This is a genomic window from Haladaptatus sp. AB643 (assembly GCF_024136975.1).
Taxonomy (GTDB): domain Archaea; phylum Halobacteriota; class Halobacteria; order Halobacteriales; family Haladaptataceae; genus Haladaptatus.
In genome coordinates, this window is sequence record NZ_JAMYJW010000003.1 from 176,190 (window position 1) to 192,459 (window position 16,270).

16 protein-coding genes are annotated in these 16,270 nt (G+C 63.2%); 9 read left to right on the forward strand and 7 right to left on the reverse strand.

Features of this window, described 5'->3' with window-relative positions; translation table 11 throughout:
* Positions 1-3 precede the first annotated feature (3 nt).
* Positions 4-582, forward strand: coding sequence for a maltose acetyltransferase domain-containing protein (locus tag NKF25_RS07960; protein WP_253226156.1), 579 nt, complete (start codon positions 4-6; stop codon positions 580-582).
* A 48-nt stretch (positions 583-630) separates the two neighbouring features.
* Positions 631-2,040 (forward strand): FAD-binding oxidoreductase, encoded by a 1,410-nt coding sequence (locus NKF25_RS07965; RefSeq protein ID WP_253226157.1) that lies wholly within the window; start codon positions 631-633, stop codon positions 2,038-2,040.
* A 1-nt stretch (position 2,041) separates the two neighbouring features.
* Here the strand turns inward: NKF25_RS07965 and NKF25_RS07970 are convergent, their stop codons facing one another.
* Positions 2,042-2,314: a hypothetical protein gene (locus tag NKF25_RS07970; protein ID WP_253226158.1), complete on the reverse strand. Its 273-nt coding sequence runs from the start codon at positions 2,312-2,314 to the stop codon at positions 2,042-2,044.
* Between the two features lie 135 nt (positions 2,315-2,449).
* Between NKF25_RS07970 and NKF25_RS07975 the strand changes: the two genes are divergently transcribed.
* Positions 2,450-3,109 carry a class I SAM-dependent methyltransferase gene (locus NKF25_RS07975; protein WP_253226159.1) on the forward strand — a complete coding sequence of 220 codons (660 nt, stop codon included), beginning with the start codon at positions 2,450-2,452 and terminating at the stop codon, positions 3,107-3,109.
* Here NKF25_RS07975 and NKF25_RS07980 read toward each other — a convergent pair.
* Positions 3,100-4,791 (reverse strand): thiamine pyrophosphate-binding protein, encoded by a 1,692-nt coding sequence (locus NKF25_RS07980; RefSeq protein ID WP_253226160.1) that lies wholly within the window; start codon positions 4,789-4,791, stop codon positions 3,100-3,102. The genes NKF25_RS07975 and NKF25_RS07980 overlap by 10 nt on opposite strands.
* Positions 4,792-4,951: 160 nt before the next feature.
* Between NKF25_RS07980 and NKF25_RS07985 the strand changes: the two genes are divergently transcribed.
* Entirely contained in the window at positions 4,952-5,938 is a 987-nt protein-coding gene (locus NKF25_RS07985) for a DMT family transporter (protein WP_253226161.1), read from the forward strand.
* Positions 5,939-6,183: 245 nt separating this feature from the next.
* The gene (locus NKF25_RS07990; RefSeq protein ID WP_253226162.1) at positions 6,184-6,414 is read left to right on the forward strand and encodes a hypothetical protein; all 231 of its coding nucleotides are present in this window, start codon (positions 6,184-6,186) and stop codon (positions 6,412-6,414) included.
* Between the two features lie 10 nt (positions 6,415-6,424).
* Here NKF25_RS07990 and NKF25_RS07995 read toward each other — a convergent pair whose 3' ends face one another.
* The 3 genes from NKF25_RS07995 to NKF25_RS08005 all read right to left on the reverse strand — a co-directional run bounded on the left by NKF25_RS07995 (position 6,425) and on the right by NKF25_RS08005 (position 9,537).
* Entirely contained in the window at positions 6,425-6,835 is a 411-nt protein-coding gene (locus NKF25_RS07995; protein WP_253226163.1) for a luciferase family protein, read from the reverse strand.
* Positions 6,836-7,104: 269 nt separating this feature from the next.
* A complete protein-coding gene (locus NKF25_RS08000) occupies positions 7,105-8,106 on the reverse strand; it encodes a TIGR04024 family LLM class F420-dependent oxidoreductase (protein WP_253226164.1) in 1,002 nt (333 codons plus the stop codon).
* 141 nt (positions 8,107-8,247) lie between these two features.
* Positions 8,248-9,537, reverse strand: coding sequence for an MFS transporter (locus NKF25_RS08005; protein WP_253226165.1), 1,290 nt, complete (start codon positions 9,535-9,537; stop codon positions 8,248-8,250).
* An 81-nt stretch (positions 9,538-9,618) separates the two neighbouring features.
* Here NKF25_RS08005 and NKF25_RS08010 point away from each other — a divergent pair, with 81 nt between their 5' ends.
* From NKF25_RS08010 to NKF25_RS08020, 3 genes are all read left to right on the forward strand, one after another.
* Positions 9,619-10,011, forward strand: coding sequence for a helix-turn-helix domain-containing protein (locus NKF25_RS08010; protein WP_253226166.1), 393 nt, complete (start codon positions 9,619-9,621; stop codon positions 10,009-10,011).
* A gap of 57 nt (positions 10,012-10,068) precedes the next feature.
* Positions 10,069-11,253, forward strand: coding sequence for a lactate 2-monooxygenase (locus NKF25_RS08015; protein WP_253226167.1), 1,185 nt, complete (start codon positions 10,069-10,071; stop codon positions 11,251-11,253).
* 73 nt (positions 11,254-11,326) lie between these two features.
* Complete coding sequence (locus NKF25_RS08020) at positions 11,327-12,259, forward strand: PrsW family glutamic-type intramembrane protease (protein ID WP_253226168.1); 933 nt, start codon at positions 11,327-11,329, stop codon at positions 12,257-12,259.
* Positions 12,260-12,342: 83 nt separating this feature from the next.
* Here the strand turns inward: NKF25_RS08020 and NKF25_RS08025 are convergent, their stop codons facing one another.
* Together NKF25_RS08025 and NKF25_RS08030 are read right to left on the reverse strand one after the other, a co-directional pair.
* Positions 12,343-12,807, reverse strand: coding sequence for a DUF5518 domain-containing protein (locus NKF25_RS08025; protein WP_253226169.1), 465 nt, complete (start codon positions 12,805-12,807; stop codon positions 12,343-12,345).
* A gap of 89 nt (positions 12,808-12,896) precedes the next feature.
* Positions 12,897-14,447, reverse strand: coding sequence for a long-chain fatty acid--CoA ligase (locus NKF25_RS08030; protein WP_253226170.1), 1,551 nt, complete (start codon positions 14,445-14,447; stop codon positions 12,897-12,899).
* Positions 14,448-14,583: 136 nt separating this feature from the next.
* Between NKF25_RS08030 and NKF25_RS08035 the strand changes: the two genes are divergently transcribed.
* Complete coding sequence (locus tag NKF25_RS08035) at positions 14,584-15,981, forward strand: deoxyribodipyrimidine photo-lyase (protein ID WP_253226398.1); 1,398 nt, start codon at positions 14,584-14,586, stop codon at positions 15,979-15,981.
* Positions 15,982-16,270: the final 289 nt, after the last annotated feature.

A 16,270-nucleotide genomic window follows, 5' to 3' on the forward strand; every position in this document is an offset into this window, starting at 1 on the left:
ACGATGGTCACCGAGAAGGAAAGGATGCTGGCGGGCGAGCTATACGACCCATCGGATTCCGAACTCGTCGAGGGGCGACAGCGGGCGAGACGACTCACGAGACGGGTCAACACGACGGAGGTAACGGAGGCGAACGAACGGGAGTCGCTGCTCCGGGAACTGTTCGGCTCACTCGGTGATTCCCCACACGTCGAGCCGCCGTTTCGGTGTGATTACGGCTCGAACATCCACGTCGGCGACGGCTTCTACGCGAACTTCGACTGCGTGATTCTGGACGTCTGTCGGGTCGAGATGGGGGACGACTGTTGGCTCGGACCGGGCGTCCACATCTACACGGCGACGCACCCCCTCGACGCGGAAACCCGTGTCGAGGGACCGGAGTACGGAAAACCGGTGACGATGGGGGACAACGTCTGGGTCGGCGGGAGGGCGGTCATCAACCCGGGCGTCGAAATCGGCGACGACGCCGTCATCGCCTCCGGAGCGGTTGTCACCGCCGACGTTCCGGACGCCGTCGTGGTGGGCGGCAACCCGGCGACGGTCGTCAAGGAACTGGATGGTGATGGTGAAATGGACGGGTAAGGAAGCCGTCCGAACAGCTTTATTTCATCGCACGCCGAGTGCTATCGTATGGCGCACGATTGTTCGTTCCTCCGCGACCTGCCGCTTCCCGACGACCGATTTTCCTTCGGCGACTCGCATCGCGCCGGGCACGCGGGGGATTTCGGAACCTTGGAAGCCGAGGAGGTAGAACCGGACGCGGTCGTCTGGCCGGAATCGACCGAGGAGGTATCGACGGTGCTCGCGGCGGCGGACGAGCGGGGCGTTCCGGTGACGCCCTTCGCCGCCGGAACCGGACTGGAAGGGAACGCGACACCGACCCGTGGCGGGATCAGCCTCGACATGACGCGGATGGATTCGGTGCTCGACGTTCGTCCGGACGACTTCCAGGTCGACGTCGAACCGGGGATTTTCGGGAAGGAGGTGGATGAAACCGTTGCTGGAGATGGGCTGTTCTTCCCACCGTTGCCGTCGTCGGGCGACATCTCGACGATCGGCGGGATGATCGCCAACGACGCGAGCGGGATGAAGACGGTGAAGTACGGCGAGGTCCACGACTGGGTGCTCGAACTCGAAGCCGTCCTCGCGGACGGATCCGTCATCACCGCGGGGAGCAAGGCGGTCAAAACGTCCAGCGGTTACAACCTCAAGGACCTCATCGTCGGCTGTGAGGGGACGTTGGCCGTCGTCACCCGTGCGACCCTCGAACTCGCGGGACGACCACAGCAGATTCGCGGGGGACGTGCCGTCTTCGATTCGCTCTCGGACGCCGTGGACGCGATTTCCGACGCGGTTCGGTCGGGCGTGGACGTGGCGAAGATCGAACTCGTGGACGAGACGAGCGCGACGATGGCGAACGCCTACACCGGGTCGTCGCTCCCCGACGTGCCGATGGTGTTCGTGGAGTTCCACGCGAACCACGGCATCGAGGACGAGATCGAGTTCTGTCGGTCGGTGTTCGAGGCACACGACGTCTCCCAGTTCGAGATCGCCGAGGGGGAAGAGATGAACGAGCTCTGGCAGATCCGGCGGGAGATGGCCTTCGCGGTCGAATCCTACGACCTCGACCTCTCGCCGCTCCATCTGGGCGACGTGACCGTCCCGATCAGCAGATACCCCGACATGGTTCGGCTCGTTCGGCAACTCGCCGACGAGCATGACCTGCTGATTCCCTGCTTCGGCCACGCCGGGGACGGCAACCTCCATTACACCGTGCTGGTGGACGAATCGGACGACGAGCACGTCGAACGCGCGAAGGAGGCCCAAACCGAAATCGTCCACACGGCCATCGAGTGGGGTGGAACCTGCACCGGCGAACACGGCATCGGACGGGGAAAACGCGAATACCTCGAACTCGAACACGGTGCGGCGAGCATCGACGCCATGCGTCGGATAAAGCGCGCACTCGATCCGAACGACACGCTCAATCCGGGCAAGATGTTCCCCGAGACGGTCGATGGTGGTCGGGTCGGAAACTGAGTCAGAAATCGTCGGCGAAGTCGCGTTTCGGCACTTCTCGATAGCGTTCACGCCCGACGGGCGTTCGCGTCCGCACGAGGTACGTCTCCTCGGTGAGGTCGTACACCGTCTTCCGTCGTCCCGCGTCGGTGGTTTCGGTCACCCGCGAAACGTCGTCGGAGTTCGAAAGGTGGTCGCCTAGCTGCCAGCTAATCGGGGTGCCACGGGGACCGGTCGGAGGGCGGTTCGCTTCGGACGCACGTGTGCCGTTCTGCCATTCCCCACGCAAATCCATGCCAATGGGAACGATATAAGGTGATAAAACGATATCGACATCGGACTATCACGGAAAATTAATATCGTCGGGAGACAGGCAACTGGCGTTTTAGGTATAACCGACGTTTTACGTATGGGGTTCGTAGAACCGTGAATGGATCCCAACAGCGTCCGCCAACAGTGGGAAGAACGGTCGGGAGAGTACTCGCCGGACTACTACGCCTACTACGGGCCGAACGAGACGAGCGAGTTGATCCGCGCTCGCCTCGACTCCGCTATCGAATCGGACGCGGCCATCCTCGAACTCGGGTGCAGTTCGGGACGGCACCTCGCGCACCTTCACGACGGGGGATACGAGGACCTTCACGGCATCGAAATAAACGGCGAGGCACTTTCGGTGATGGAGGAAAACTATCCCGAACTCGCCGCGGACGGAACGTTCTACATCGACGCCATCGAGGACACCATCACCGAGTTCGACGACGATCAGTTCGACGTCGTGTTCTCCGTCGAGACTCTCCAGCACGTCCACCCCGACGGGGGCGTATTCGAGGAACTGGAACGAATCACCGCCAACCGTCTCATCACCGTGGAAAACGAACGAAGAGCCGATGAGAACCTGGGGGAAGGAGACGACGGGTCGTCTGAAACCCCCGTGAACTACGTCCACGACGAGTTCCCGCTCTACTTCAGGAACTGGAATCGGGTGTTCACCGACCGAGGATTCACCGAGATTTTTTCCGAACAGACCGATCGGGACGTGTTTCGGGAATTCCACCTCGACGGCGGGGACGACGCGGCCATTCAGTCGTGAACCAACACGTCCACGACGCTCGGTCCGTCCTCGGCCAACGCCGTTTCCAACGTCTCCGCTATCGCACTGGGTGACTCGACGAGATAACCGCTCGCACCGTGGCTCTCCGCGTTCTTCGGGATATCGACCGGCGGTTCGAAATCCATGCCGACGTACTCGTGGTCGGCGTCCTCGCCGCCGAGCAGTTTCAGCGTGTTGTCCTTCAGGATGCGGTAGTTGCGGTTGTCGGAGACGACGACGGTCACGTCCACGTCGTATCGCGCCGCCGAGTAGAGCGAATGTGGGTAGTACAGATACGATCCGTCGCCGACGAAGCCAACGACCTGCCGCGGGTCGTCCCGCTCGGCTTCCGCCATCCCGGCCCCGATTGCGGCGGGGAGGCCGTAGCCGAGACCGCCACCCTTGTTCGAGATGTAGGCTTCCCGCTCGAACGCCCAGCGAAGGAGCATGACGTACTTCGACGTGATGCCCTCGTCCACGATGTACGGGGAAGAAAGGGTTTCCCGAAGGGTATCGACGAGTTCGGCTTTCGAGGCACGCGGGTCGTCGGTATCGTCGCCCTCGCCCATCGACGCCATCTGCCCTTTCGCGAACTCCTTGAACTGCGCGACGCGTTCCAACCGTCCCGTGAGTTCGTCGTCCCCTATTTCGACTTCCTCGGCGAGTTCGTCCATCACGTGTCCCAGATCACCCGTCACGGCGACGTCGGCGGGCGTGTTCTTGCCGACCTGCCACGGTTCGTCGTTCAGGTCGATGATGGTCGCGTCCTCGGGGACGAGGTCACGGTCGTGGCGCGTCAAGGTAGTATTGGTCGAACACCCCGCGAACACGACTGTGTCGGCGTTCATCGTCGCGGCGGCGATACCCTCGTCCGGCGGGATGTGGGACACCCACTGGTCGTGCGTGCCGGGGAAGTCCACTTCACAGGCCAATATTTCGGCGTGAACTCGCGCGCCGGTCGCTTCCGCCAACCGGACCGCCGCGTCGAGCGAGTCGACCTCGGAGTACGCGTTGTGTCGAGGGATGTGGTCGCCGACGACGATGACGGGGTCCTCGGCGTCTTCGAGCAACCTCGCGGCTCGTGCGATTGCGGCCGGGTCGCCGGAACCGGGGTTCTGAATCCGGCCCAATCGTTCGGGTTCGGCGTCGGTCTCGGCCATCATCACGTCGAGCGGGAGCGAGAGGAAGACCGGACCCGTCGGCGGCGTCTGGGCCACGCGGAACGCCCGCCGGAGCATGGTCGGGAGGGCTTCCACGTCCGTTACCTCCGCGCTCCACTTCGTGAACTGGTCGGTCATGGCGAGCACGTCTCCCGAGAGGATCGGTTCCTCGTGGCGGAAATCGAGGCTGTGTGCTCCGGCCGTGACGACGAGCGGCGCGCCCGTCACCGACGCGCCGTAGAGGTTGCCCAGTCCGTGAGCGACGCCCGGCGCGACGTGTAGGTTGACGACGCCGACCGGACTACCGTCTTCGGTACCTCGATAGTTCCTCGTGCTCGCATAGCCCGCGGCCATCCCCACCGCGATGTCCTCGTGTGGCGCGAGGACGTACTCCAGTTCGCTCTCTCCCAGCGCTTCCATGACCGGGAGTTCGGTCGTTCCGGGGTTCCCGAACACGTGTCGAACGCCGTAGGCTTCGAGCGCGTCAGTGAACAACGCCGCGCCCGTGCGTGTGTCTGCCATGCCGATGACTGGTCGTGAACCCCCAAAGGATTTCCGGGGGAACATAACGGTCCGAAACTGATCCGTGGGGGCGTGTACCGTGGTATCGTGTCTTCGAGAATTTTCAAGTATACCCGCACACTACCAGCGTCACCAACTGAACACAGGTGTCCACTCTCTCATGATTCCGTCACGATATCGAAATTCGATGCTGTTCGCTCTGCTCGCGGTGATCTGGGGTTCGTCGTTCGTCGCCATCAAGGCCGGCTTGCACGCGTTCCCACCCGTCCTCTTCGCGGCGTTCCGGTACGACGTCGCTGGCGCGGCCCTGCTGACCGTCGTCGTCGGCCTCGGCCTGCGAAACGACGACTTCCAGTGGCGACCGACGACACGAACCGACTGGACGCTCGTCGGAGTCGGCGGGACCTTCATGTTCGGTGCCTATCTCGCGCTCCTCTTCACCGGCCAGCAGTACGTCACGAGCGGCGTGGGTGCGGTCATCCTGAGCCTGAAACCCGTCGTCACGCCGCTGTTCGCATTGGCGCTCCTGCCGAACGAACGGTTCAACGCACTCGAAGTCGTCGGCGTCCTGCTCGCGCTGGTCGGCGTTGTCGTCGTCGCCGACCCCACATCGCTCGGCGGTTCGACGGTCGGCATCGCGCTGCTGCTCGTCGCGGCGCTCGTCTTCGCGTTCGCGTCGGTGGTGACCCAGCGATTGCGGACGACGCTCCCGGCGTTGACCCAGCAGGCGTGGATGATGGTCGTCGGCGCGCTCGTCCTCCACGCGACGAGCGCCGCAATCCGCGGGTGGCCGTCCGTCTCGTTCACCCGCCCGGCGCTCGTTTCGCTCGTGTACCTCGCGTTCGTCGCCAGCATCGGCGGGTACGTCATTTACTTCGACCTGCTGGAGCGAGTCGGCGCGAACGAGGTCAATCTCGTGAACTACGCCGTTCCAGTGGCCGCCACCCTGTTCGGGTGGGCACTCCTCGGCGAACCCATCACCGACGCGACGGTTTCGGGCTTCCTCGTCATCGTCGCCGGGTTCGTCCTGCTGAAGTGGGCGACGCTCAAACGCGGCGTCGTCGCCGCCCAGCGGCCGTCCCGACGCGTTCCCCAGGGAGGCTCGGAAACCGTCGTCGTCTCCGGAAACGTCTATTATCGCGGGTAGTAGGGCGGCGCGGTTGCGGTATGTTGGGGCTCGGCGGTCGTCTCTGAAAAACCAAACAGGACCGTTCGTAGTGAGCACGGAAGGGGTTCTCAAAACCATCGTCGCAGTGGTCCCAATCACAGGAAAATAAAATCGGATTCGCTCTTTCTCGCCCGAACGTACAAGTGCGAACCCGTCGTGGCGAATTCTACGATGATTCGTCCCGAGTACGAGCGAGACAACAGCACCATCAGGAGGTCGCCATAGTGCCGATCGAGGGTTGGCGACGGAGGGAGGATCTGGAAGGTGGCAAACAGATCCGGATCTGGTTGCGCGACGACGATACCAAGGAGTTGTACGTCGAAAATCTGACCTACCGAGACGAGGGCTACGCGGTTTACGTCTACGACGTGGAGGACGACGAGTGGGAGACTATCGCCGAGACCGATTCACGAGCGGATGCCGTCGAGAAAGCGACGGAGTGGGCGGGAAGTTAGAAACGGGTACTCAGAGGAGCGCCCGCAGTTCGTCGCTCGGTCCGAGGGAAGCGAGTTCCGAATCCACGTCGAGGTTCGAAAGCGTGTCCTCCCCGCCCGTCGTGTTCACCATCGTGCTGGCGTGAAAGAGGTATGAGAGTCGCAACAACCAGAGCGCACGCTCCACGTCGTCCGAACCCTCGACGTGGAACGTAGTCCACCCGGATCTCGGATAGATGTGATGTGGCTCCGTTCGCCCTTCCGTGACGAGCTCGTCGCGGACCCGACGCGGAAACGCGATATCGAGGATACCCCACTGATGGACATGGCCGATTTCCCGTGGCCCGAGGGAGAACTCCGTGCCACCGAACCGGTGTTCACCCACCTCCACGCCGTCCCATTCCGATACTTCCGTGATGATCGTCTCGATTGCTTGCGTCATGGTTTCCGTTCACCGTCCCCCCACAGTATGTGAATAGATCACACGGGGGTTTGCTCCTTTCGCAAAACGGGGACGATGACGGCGGAAATAGCTGGGCTCGGAGCTATCACTGGCCAGCGTACTAAAAGGCAATACAGGGGGTAGCCCCGGAAGGCTACCCTTCAAGGTTGCACTGTTCTAAGGCACGGGGCAGCTATGAAAGCCCCGATGTATCATTATCGATCTAGATATAAATCGGCGGTTCCTAACACGTTTGGTCGGGCACCGATTCACGGGGCCAACGCGGCCATCGTCTCCCGTGCGTCCTCGACCGTGGCACCGCGGGGGAACCCCACGGCGACCGAATCGACGCCGTCGATATCGGCGAACTTCTCGAACATCTCGCGGGCACGTTCGGGCGTGCCCGCGGCGGCGAGGTCGTCCAGCAGGTCGTCGGCCACCAGTTCGGTCGCCCGCTCCTTGTCGCCGTTCGCCCACGCTTCCGAGATGTCGTAGGCGACGTCCTCGTACCCCTGCCGGGCCAACGAATCGCGGTAGTAGGTTCCCATCCCACCGATGTAGAAGGCGGCGTGTTGTCGCGCGAGGTTTCGGGCGCGCTCGCCGTCCGAAAGCGCACAGCAGGTCAACGAGAGCGTCACTTCCACGTCGTCCGCATCGCGGTTTCCGAGGTCCACACCGCGCCGTAAGTCGTCGAGTCGGTCGGCCATCCCGTCGGGCGTGAAGAGGGTCGCGTGCCACCCGTCGGCGAACCGTCCCGCCAACTCCACCGACTTCGGCCCCATCCCGGCAGCGTCGATCGGCGGCGGCGTTTCCGGTGGCTCACACCGCAGTCGGAAGCCACCCAGCGTGAAGCAGTCGCCGTCGTAGTTCACCGTCTCGCCCGACAGCACTTTTCGGACGATGTCGATGGTTTCGCGGGTGCGCCGCAGCGGGCGGTCGAACGCCTCGCCGTGCCATCCCTGAATGACGGCCGGTCCGCTCGGGCCGATACCGAGCCGAAATCGTCCGTCCGACACTTCCTGTAGCGTCGCGGCGGTCTGCCCGATGAGCGCGGGCGACCGCGAGTAGACGTTGACGATGGACGGCCCGAGACCGATTTTTTCCGTGCCGAGCGCCATCGCGGTCAGGCTCGTCACCGCGTCGCGTCCCCACGTCTCGGGAAGCCACGCGTGTTCGTAGCCCAGTTTCTCAGCCTGCTGTGTCAGTTCGACGAGCGTCTCGACGCTCGGTTGTGCCGCGACCGGGAGATGAACCGTCCTCGTTGCAGCCATTTCCTATGAATCGTTCGTGTAGTTACCTATCGGTGTCGGTATTCACGATTTACGGGTTTCCGGGAGTTGTTCGCCGAAGGGTACCCACAAGTATCGGGGAATAGAGTTCGAGGGTAGCGCTCGACCGACGGGAGACAGTGTTCACGTCCCGAAGGAGTTCGGTTCGACGCTCGTGACCGGCGGGAACTCGCGGAGTGCGGGCACGACCAGCCAATAGCCGACGAGCAAACAGTACCCTATCGCGGAGAACCCGATGACCGTCGCGCTTCCGTATCTGTCTCCGAGCGACCCACCGATGAGATACCCGACCGGACCGACGGCCGCGACGAGACTTCCGGTCGTGGAACTCACACGCGCGAGCAAGTCGTTCGGAACGCCGGTCTGAATCGTCGCGCTGACGAGGACGTTGTAAATCCCGATGGGGATGGTGGCGATTCCGTAACAGAGGAGCACCGCCGGGAGCCAACCGACCGTGACGATACCGAGTTGGCCGACCGCGGTGATCAGAAAGCCGACGATTACGAAGCGGCCGAATCGAATCGTCTCGAACCGCGACGCGACGAGCGACCCCACGAGGAGACCGACGGTCATGGCCGCGATGAACAGTCCGTACGTCTCCGCGCCGCCGAGCGAATCGGCGAACGCCGGGAGCACTGCCGTCGAACCGGCAGTGAACGCGCTCACGAAGCTCGCCGCGACGACCATGTGCCCGACGACCGAGTTCCGAATCAACTCGAACCCCTCGCGGATGTCGGCGAGGTACTCCGTAGCGCTCGGTGACGTTCCGGTCTTCTCGGTCGTGGGAACGCTCAGCAGGGCGAAAAAGGTGGCACTCACGACGAACGTCGCCGCGTCGAAGGCGAACAGCGCGACGGCACTGAACACGGCGATGAGCGCCCCCGACAGGGCTTCTGCCACCGCACCGATGGTCTGATGCGTCGCCGATTCGAGCGAGTTCGCTCGGGGGAGAAGTTCCTCGTCCACGAGTCGAGGAAGGGCGGCTTTCTCGGCCGGAGCGTTGAGTCGTCCGAGAAGCGCGAGCAGTCCGACGACTGCGAGAACGAGGGAGACGCTCACCGTGTGAACGCGGGCGACTACGGGAACCGAAACGACGACGATGGCCTGTGCCGCCCCGACGAGAACGAGGAGTCGGGAGAGGCGTGAGCGGTCGACGATGGGACCGAACAGAAACCCGAACACTATCGGAAGCCGGGACAGGAATCCGGCGAGTCCGGTATAGAACGTCGAACCGGTCAGCTGATACACCAACCACATCGACGCGATGGAGTACAGTTTGTCGCCGACGCGGTTGACGATGCGAGCGAGATACAGCCGCCGAAATCCCGTGTTCGAGAGGAGGGTTCCCGTCTTCGATGACATGAACCGTCCACGCCATCCCGCCGATTTCGCCGACGAGTCGATGTCAGCCATACGCACTGTCGAGCCGAGTGAACAATCAAGCTTCGGCGAACGCCAGTTCTGTAAGAATTCTTATTGTTTTTCGGGGGATTGATGGCGAGCGCCGTCGAAAGCACCGCTATGACGTACGGGACGGACCCCCCGATGGACGCGCTCGCCGTGCTGGGCAACGAGATTCGCATGTCCATCCTCCGGGAACTCGCCGACGCCGAGGAGTCGCTTTCCTTTACCGAACTCCGCGAGCGTGTCGGCATTCGTGACACCGGGAAGTTCAACTACCATCTGACGAAGCTCTGTGAGTACTTCGTCCGACAGACGGAGTCCGGGTACGAGTTGGGCCACGCCGGAACGCGAGTCATCACGGCCGCGAATCCGACGGCATCGAGCGAGGGTGGTGCACGCGATGACGACGGTGCGTGCCCCATCTGCGGCGAGCAGGACTGCGAGAAGTTGTTTCACGTCCATCTGACTCCCGGTTCGTTCTGACTCGGTTCCTGAACCGTTCGGAACAAAGTATAATTCTACACAGTCTTTCAATCCGGTATGGACGATTCCTCGGAACCGTTCGGCCCGAACCGACAGAACGAGGTGTACGCTGGCGGCATGCTCGCCGATCAAACGCCCGATTTGCCGACTTCCCCCGAAGCGCTCGCCGAACTCGCACGCGAGAACCTCTCCCCGGAGGCCCACGCCTACGTCGCCGGGTCCGCCGGGTCCGAAAGCACGAAGGACGAGAACCGCCGCGCCTTCGACCGCTGGCGTATCGTCCCCCGGATGCTCCGCGACGTGTCCGAACGCGACCTCTCGGTCGAAATCCTCGGCCAGAGGCTCCCCGTCCCCGTCATGCTCGCACCGGTCGGCGTTCAATCCATCATCCACGACGAGGGCGAACTCGCCACCGCGCGGGCCGCCGCCGAACTCGACGTTCCGCTCGTGTTGAGCTCCGCCTCGTCCGAGACGATGGAGGACGTTTCCGAGGAACTGGGCGATACGCTCGGCTGGTTCCAACTCTACTGGAGCGCCGACAGGGACGTCGCCGCGAGTTTCCTCTCGCGGGCCGAGGACGCGGGCTACGAGGCCATCGTCGTCACGCTCGACACGCCGATGATGGGCTGGCGCGAGCGCGACGTGGACCACGCCTATCTCCCGTTCCTCGACGGCGAGGGTGTTGCGAACTACCTCAGCGACCCCGCGTTTCGTGCATCGCTCGACTCGCCACCCGAGGAGGACGCGAGTGCCGCCCTCTGGCGGTTTACCGAGATATTCGGCGACCCGTCGCTGTCGTGGGACGACCTCGCGTTCCTCCGCGAACGCACCGACCTTCCAATCGTGTTGAAGGGGATCCTCCATCCGGACGACGCACGGAAAGCGATCGATCGGGGCGTGGACGGGGTAGTCGTCTCGAACCACGGCGGGCGGCAGGTGGACGGCGCTATCGGCGCGCTCGATGCGCTCCCGGCCATCGTGGACGAAGTCGGTGACGAGGTTCCCGTCCTCTTCGACAGCGGCATCCGTCGCGGTGCGGACGCCGTCCGCGCCATCGCGCTCGGCGCGGACGCGGTTCTGCTCGGCCGACCGTACATCTACGGACTCGGAATCGCGGGCCAAGACGGCGTGCGGGAAGTCCTGCGAAATTTCCTCGCGGACCTCGATCTGACGCTGGCGCTGTCCGGACACACCTCGTTCGACGAACTGTCCCGTTCGGCCCTGCGCGAAATCGAGCGGTGACGGGTTCCGGGCGAGGAAACACTTTGGGGGTCGCTCCCGTATCGGAACGGGCTATGGGGGAACACGGAACGTGATGCGGGGAGAGGACTCGTACGACATCGAATCGTGGGAGCCACGGACCCTGATGGATCGGTTCTCGTTGCGGTTGTACGGCTTCCTCGCCGAGGCGGTCCGCGGCGCCACGCTCGTGCTCGCGCTGACGTTCGTGTTCATCGAACTCGGGTTGGTAGCGACGACGCTCGAAAAACGCCCGATTCTCGGCTTGCTTTCGTTCGTCTCAATCGTCCCGGCGCTCCTCCTCGCACTCTATATCTGGCGCGTCGATCCGACGGAACGGGAACCGATCCCCACGCTCGTCGCCACCTTCCTCCTCGGCGTGGTGTTCGCCGCGTTCGCCGCGGTCATCAACACCTTCGGGATGGGCGTCCTGAACGATGTGGGTATCGAGACGCTCGCCATCGTCCCCTTTTTCTTCCTCGTCGTCGGGCCGGTCGAGGAGACGGTGAAGTGGCTCGCCGTTCGGTTCCACGCCTACCGCACGCCACACTTTCAGACCGCCGTCGACGGTGCCGTCTACGGGGCGATGGCCGGACTTGGCTTTGCGACCATCGAAAACCTGACCTACGTCGTCGGGACGGTCGGAACCAACGGCGGTACCGCCGTCACCGTCTCGGGTGTCGCAGTGACGCGCGCCATCGTCGGCCCGAACCACGTGCTCTGGGCGGCCATCTCGGGCTACTACCTCGGGTTGGCGAAGATAGTCTCCTCGAACCGTGGGCCGATAATCGTCAAGGGAATCGCCATCCCCGCGTTCCTCCACGGGTTTTACAACTCGACCGCCGGATTCGTGACGAACCTACTGTCGTCGATATTCGGCGGTGACGCGTTGGCCTGGTTGCTCGTCTACGTGCTCGTCTTCTCGGGACTCGTCGCGTCCTACCTGTTCCGAAAGATTCGGCGGGCACGCGAGTATTACGAGGACCAGATGCGATTGGGATGGCTGTGAGACGAGGACCAGATGCGATTGGGATGGCTGTGAGACGAGGACCAGATGCGATTGGGATGGGTTTGAGTACCGAGGATTTCCAGTCAGGCACCCGACCGACGTTGCCGCGTCGTATCGAGACGGTCGTGCAACCAGCCACCGACGAACCCGCAGGCCATCCCGACGAAGAGCAGGACGATAGGCATGACGAGCAAAGTAACGACCGCCGCCGCAACCGAGATCACGGCCATCAGCCACGAGTTCCCGACGGCATCGACGAGGACCGGATCACCCCACCACTCGACCAACCCGGTTCCGGCGTTCCAAACGGCGATGGGAACCCCACCGACGATGCCGGTCACGGCCCCCACACGAGTTCCGCGTATCGACCGCGTGCCGTAGCGATAGCCCGAGAGTACACAGGCGACGGCCAGCGGTGTCGCCGAAACGGGGTCCGGAGTCAGTAGCCAGTTGTAACCGACGGTAAACGGGATGGAAGCGACGCCGAGGAGGACGGCGGTTCGGAACCGGTCGTCGCGCAAATCTCGGAGGGTTCGGGACGCGATCATCGGTTGAATATTTATCAGTTTGTGGCATAGCTCTTTCCCGCTCGCGGACGAAAAATCGATCTTCTCCGGTCGTCGATCTTCTCCAGTCGTTACTGTTGTTGCAGTTCGAACTTCTGTACCTTCCCGGTCGTCGTGCGCGGGAGTTCGTCCACGAAGACGACTTCGCGGGGGTGTTTGTACGCCGCGAGGTTGTCGAGGCAGTACTGCTGGATTTCGTCCTCGGTCACGTCCGCATCCGGCGTGAGGACGACGAACGCTTTCACGGTCTCGTTTCTTCGTTCGTCCGGGATACCGACGACGGCGACGTCGGCCACGGCGGGGTGTTCGAAGAGGAGTTCCTCGACTTCGCGCGGGTAGACGTTGTAGCCCGCCGTATTGATCATGTGCTTCTTCCGATCCACGACGTAGAAGAAGCCGTCCTCGTCCCAGTAACCGATATCGCCGGTGTGGAACCACCGCTTTCCGTCCGCTTCGGTGAACGCATCCGCTGTCGCGTCCGGCAGGCCAGCGTAGCCCCGCATCACGTTCGGACCCGCGATCACGATCTCGCCGGTCACGTCGTCCAGTTCCGCGTCGTCCTCGGCGAGCGGCCCTTTCTCGACGGGCGGCCGTTCCTCGAAGTCGTCGGTCACGATGCGAGCGCTGACGCCGTCGATGGTTCGACCGATACTGCCCACGCGACGGCCCTTGTCGGGCGTGTTGAAGTGCGTGACGGGACTCGTCTCGGTCAGCCCGTACCCCTCGTAAATCTTCGCGTCGTACAGTTCCTCGAATCGCCGAAGTACTTCGATGGGGATGCCACCGCCGCCGACACCGGCCATCCGGATGGACGAGAGGTCGAACTCGGCGGCGTTCGGTTGGTTGATGATGTCGTTGTACATCGCGGGAACGCCGTGCATCATCGTCAGTTCTGCGTCCTGAATGAGCGAAAGCGCCTGCTGGGCGTCCCACGTCGGCAGCGGGTAGAAAATCCCGCCACTGAACAGCGTCGCGTTCATGCAGACCGTCATACCGTAGATGTGGAACAGCGGGAGGACGCCCAACAGCGAGTCGTCCGGCCCGACGCCGCCCGGCGCGAGGGCCGCCGCCCCGTGCGCGTTCGAGGTGAGGTTTCGATGGGTGAGTTCCACCCCTTTCGGCGTGCCCGTCGTTCCGCTGGTGTAGGGCTGAACGGCGAGGTCGTCGTCCTCGCGTGGTTCGACTTCGCCGTCCCCCTCGGCGAGGAAGTCACCGAAGAAGGTCGCGTCCCCCTGACCGAGCGAAACGATGTGTTCCACGTCGGTTTCGTCCCGGACCTCCTCCACGAACGGGACGAGGTCCGGAAGCGTCACGACGACTTTCGCGCCGCTGTCGGCGAGCAGGTGGCTGATCTCCCGCGTTCGATACTGCGGGTTCATCGGCACCACGACGCCGCCCGCCGCGAGCGTCCCGTGGAACGTGACCACGAACTCGGGCGTGTTCGGGAGGTAGACGGCGACCCGGTCGTCCACCCCGACGTCCCGTTCCGCCAGTCCCGCGGCGAACCCGCCGATCTGCGCCCAGAGATCTTCGTACGTCAACTCCCTATCGTCGGTGACGATGGCCAAATCGTCCGGCTGTTCGGAAACCGTGTCCCTCACCGACGTGGTAAGATTCACCATGAACAACTGTAAGAAGGGCACCCTCATAAAACATCATTGTAAATTCGTGTCGAATGGTTGATCTGCTGTGGTGCTCCAGGGGGAACCCTACAAAGTGGGTTCGCTCGTTAAGAGGATCGTCCTCGTTCCCTCGCCCATGCACCTTCACTGGCATCGGCGCGACCTCCGGGTCGAGGATAACCGGGCGCTTTCGATGGGTGACACCGTCCTCCCGGTGTTCGTCTTCGACGACGAGGTTCTCGCCCACGCGGCCCCACCTCGGGTGTCGTTCATGTGCTCGGCGCTCGAATCGCTGCGTGAGTCCTACCGCGAACGCGGCGGCGACCTGCTGATCGTTCGCGGCGACCCGCGCGAGGAACTGCCGCGAATCGCCGAGGCGTGTGACGCCGACGCCGTCGTCTGGAACCGGGATTACTCCGGATTGGCGAAGGCACGCGACGCCGACGTTCGGGACGCGCTGGATGTCGCGGAAATCGACCATCGAGCGTTTCACGACGCGCTCTTGCACACGCCGGGTTCCATTACGACGAACGAGGGCGAGTACTACTCCGTCTACACCTACTTCTGGAAGAAGTGGCGCGACCGGGACAAGGACGCGCCGTTCGACGCCCCCGACGAAATCGTCTCGCCGGAGGAAGTGGTTGGCGAGGTCGACGGCGCGATTCCGTCCCTCGCCGACCTCGGATTCGAGGACCCCGAGGGGAACATCCCTCCCGCCGGAACAGAGGCGGCCCGCGACCTCGCGGCCAAATTCTGCGAGCGGGACGTGTATCGATACGACGACGCCCGTGACTACCCCGCCCGCGAATCGACTTCGCGTCTCTCACCGCATCTCAAGTTCGGGACCATCGGAGTTCGAGAACTGTGGGAGACGACGGTGAAGGCGAAAAACGACGCCGAGAGCGCGAGCGATGCCGACTCCGTCGAGGAGTTTCAGGGGCAACTCGCGTGGCGGGAGTTCTACATGCACGTGTTGGACAACAACCCGGACGTTGTTGTGGAGAACTTCAAGGACTACCAGTACGACATCGCGTGGCGCGACGACCCCGACGGCGTGCGGGCGTGGAAGAACGGGGAGACGGGCTATCCCATCGTGGACGCCGGAATGCGCCAACTGCGCGAGGAGTCGTGGGTACACAATCGCGTCCGCATGATCGTCGCCTCGTTTCTGACGAAGGACCTGCTGGTGGATTGGCGCGAGGGCTACGACTGGTACCGACGGAAACTCGTGGATCACGACACCGCGAACGACAACGGCGGGTGGCAGTGGGCCGCCTCGACCGGTACCGACGCACAGCCTTACTTCCGCATCTTCAACCCGATGACGCAGGGCGAACGCTTCGATGCGGACGCGACGTATATCAAGCGGTTCGTTCCCGAGTTGGAGGATGTCCCCCCGGACAAAGTTCACGATTGGAACGAACTCGACCTGGACGAACGGGAGGCGCTCGCGCCCGACTACCCCGCCCCAATCGTGGACCACGGGGAGCGCCGGGAGATGGCCATCACGATGTTCGAAAACGCGAGAGGATGACGAGTGTACGCTGAAATCCGGTTTATAGTGTCCACAACCCGGTGAAAGACGGCTGAACGGAGGTGAACCGTCGTTTTTCGTTTCCGGTAACCCTCGGTTTCCTGATGCTAGTTGCCACTGACTGTTGGCTGGAATACGTGCGATGAAAGCGGTTAATCCTCGCTACTCGGAAGTTAATCGGAAAGACGGCAGGTAGCGGGAGTCATCTCCCACTCAACGGTGACCGGGATTGAAGTACAAATCCATCGACGAGCGACGACAGGGTCGCACCCACCTCACGTGGTGAATG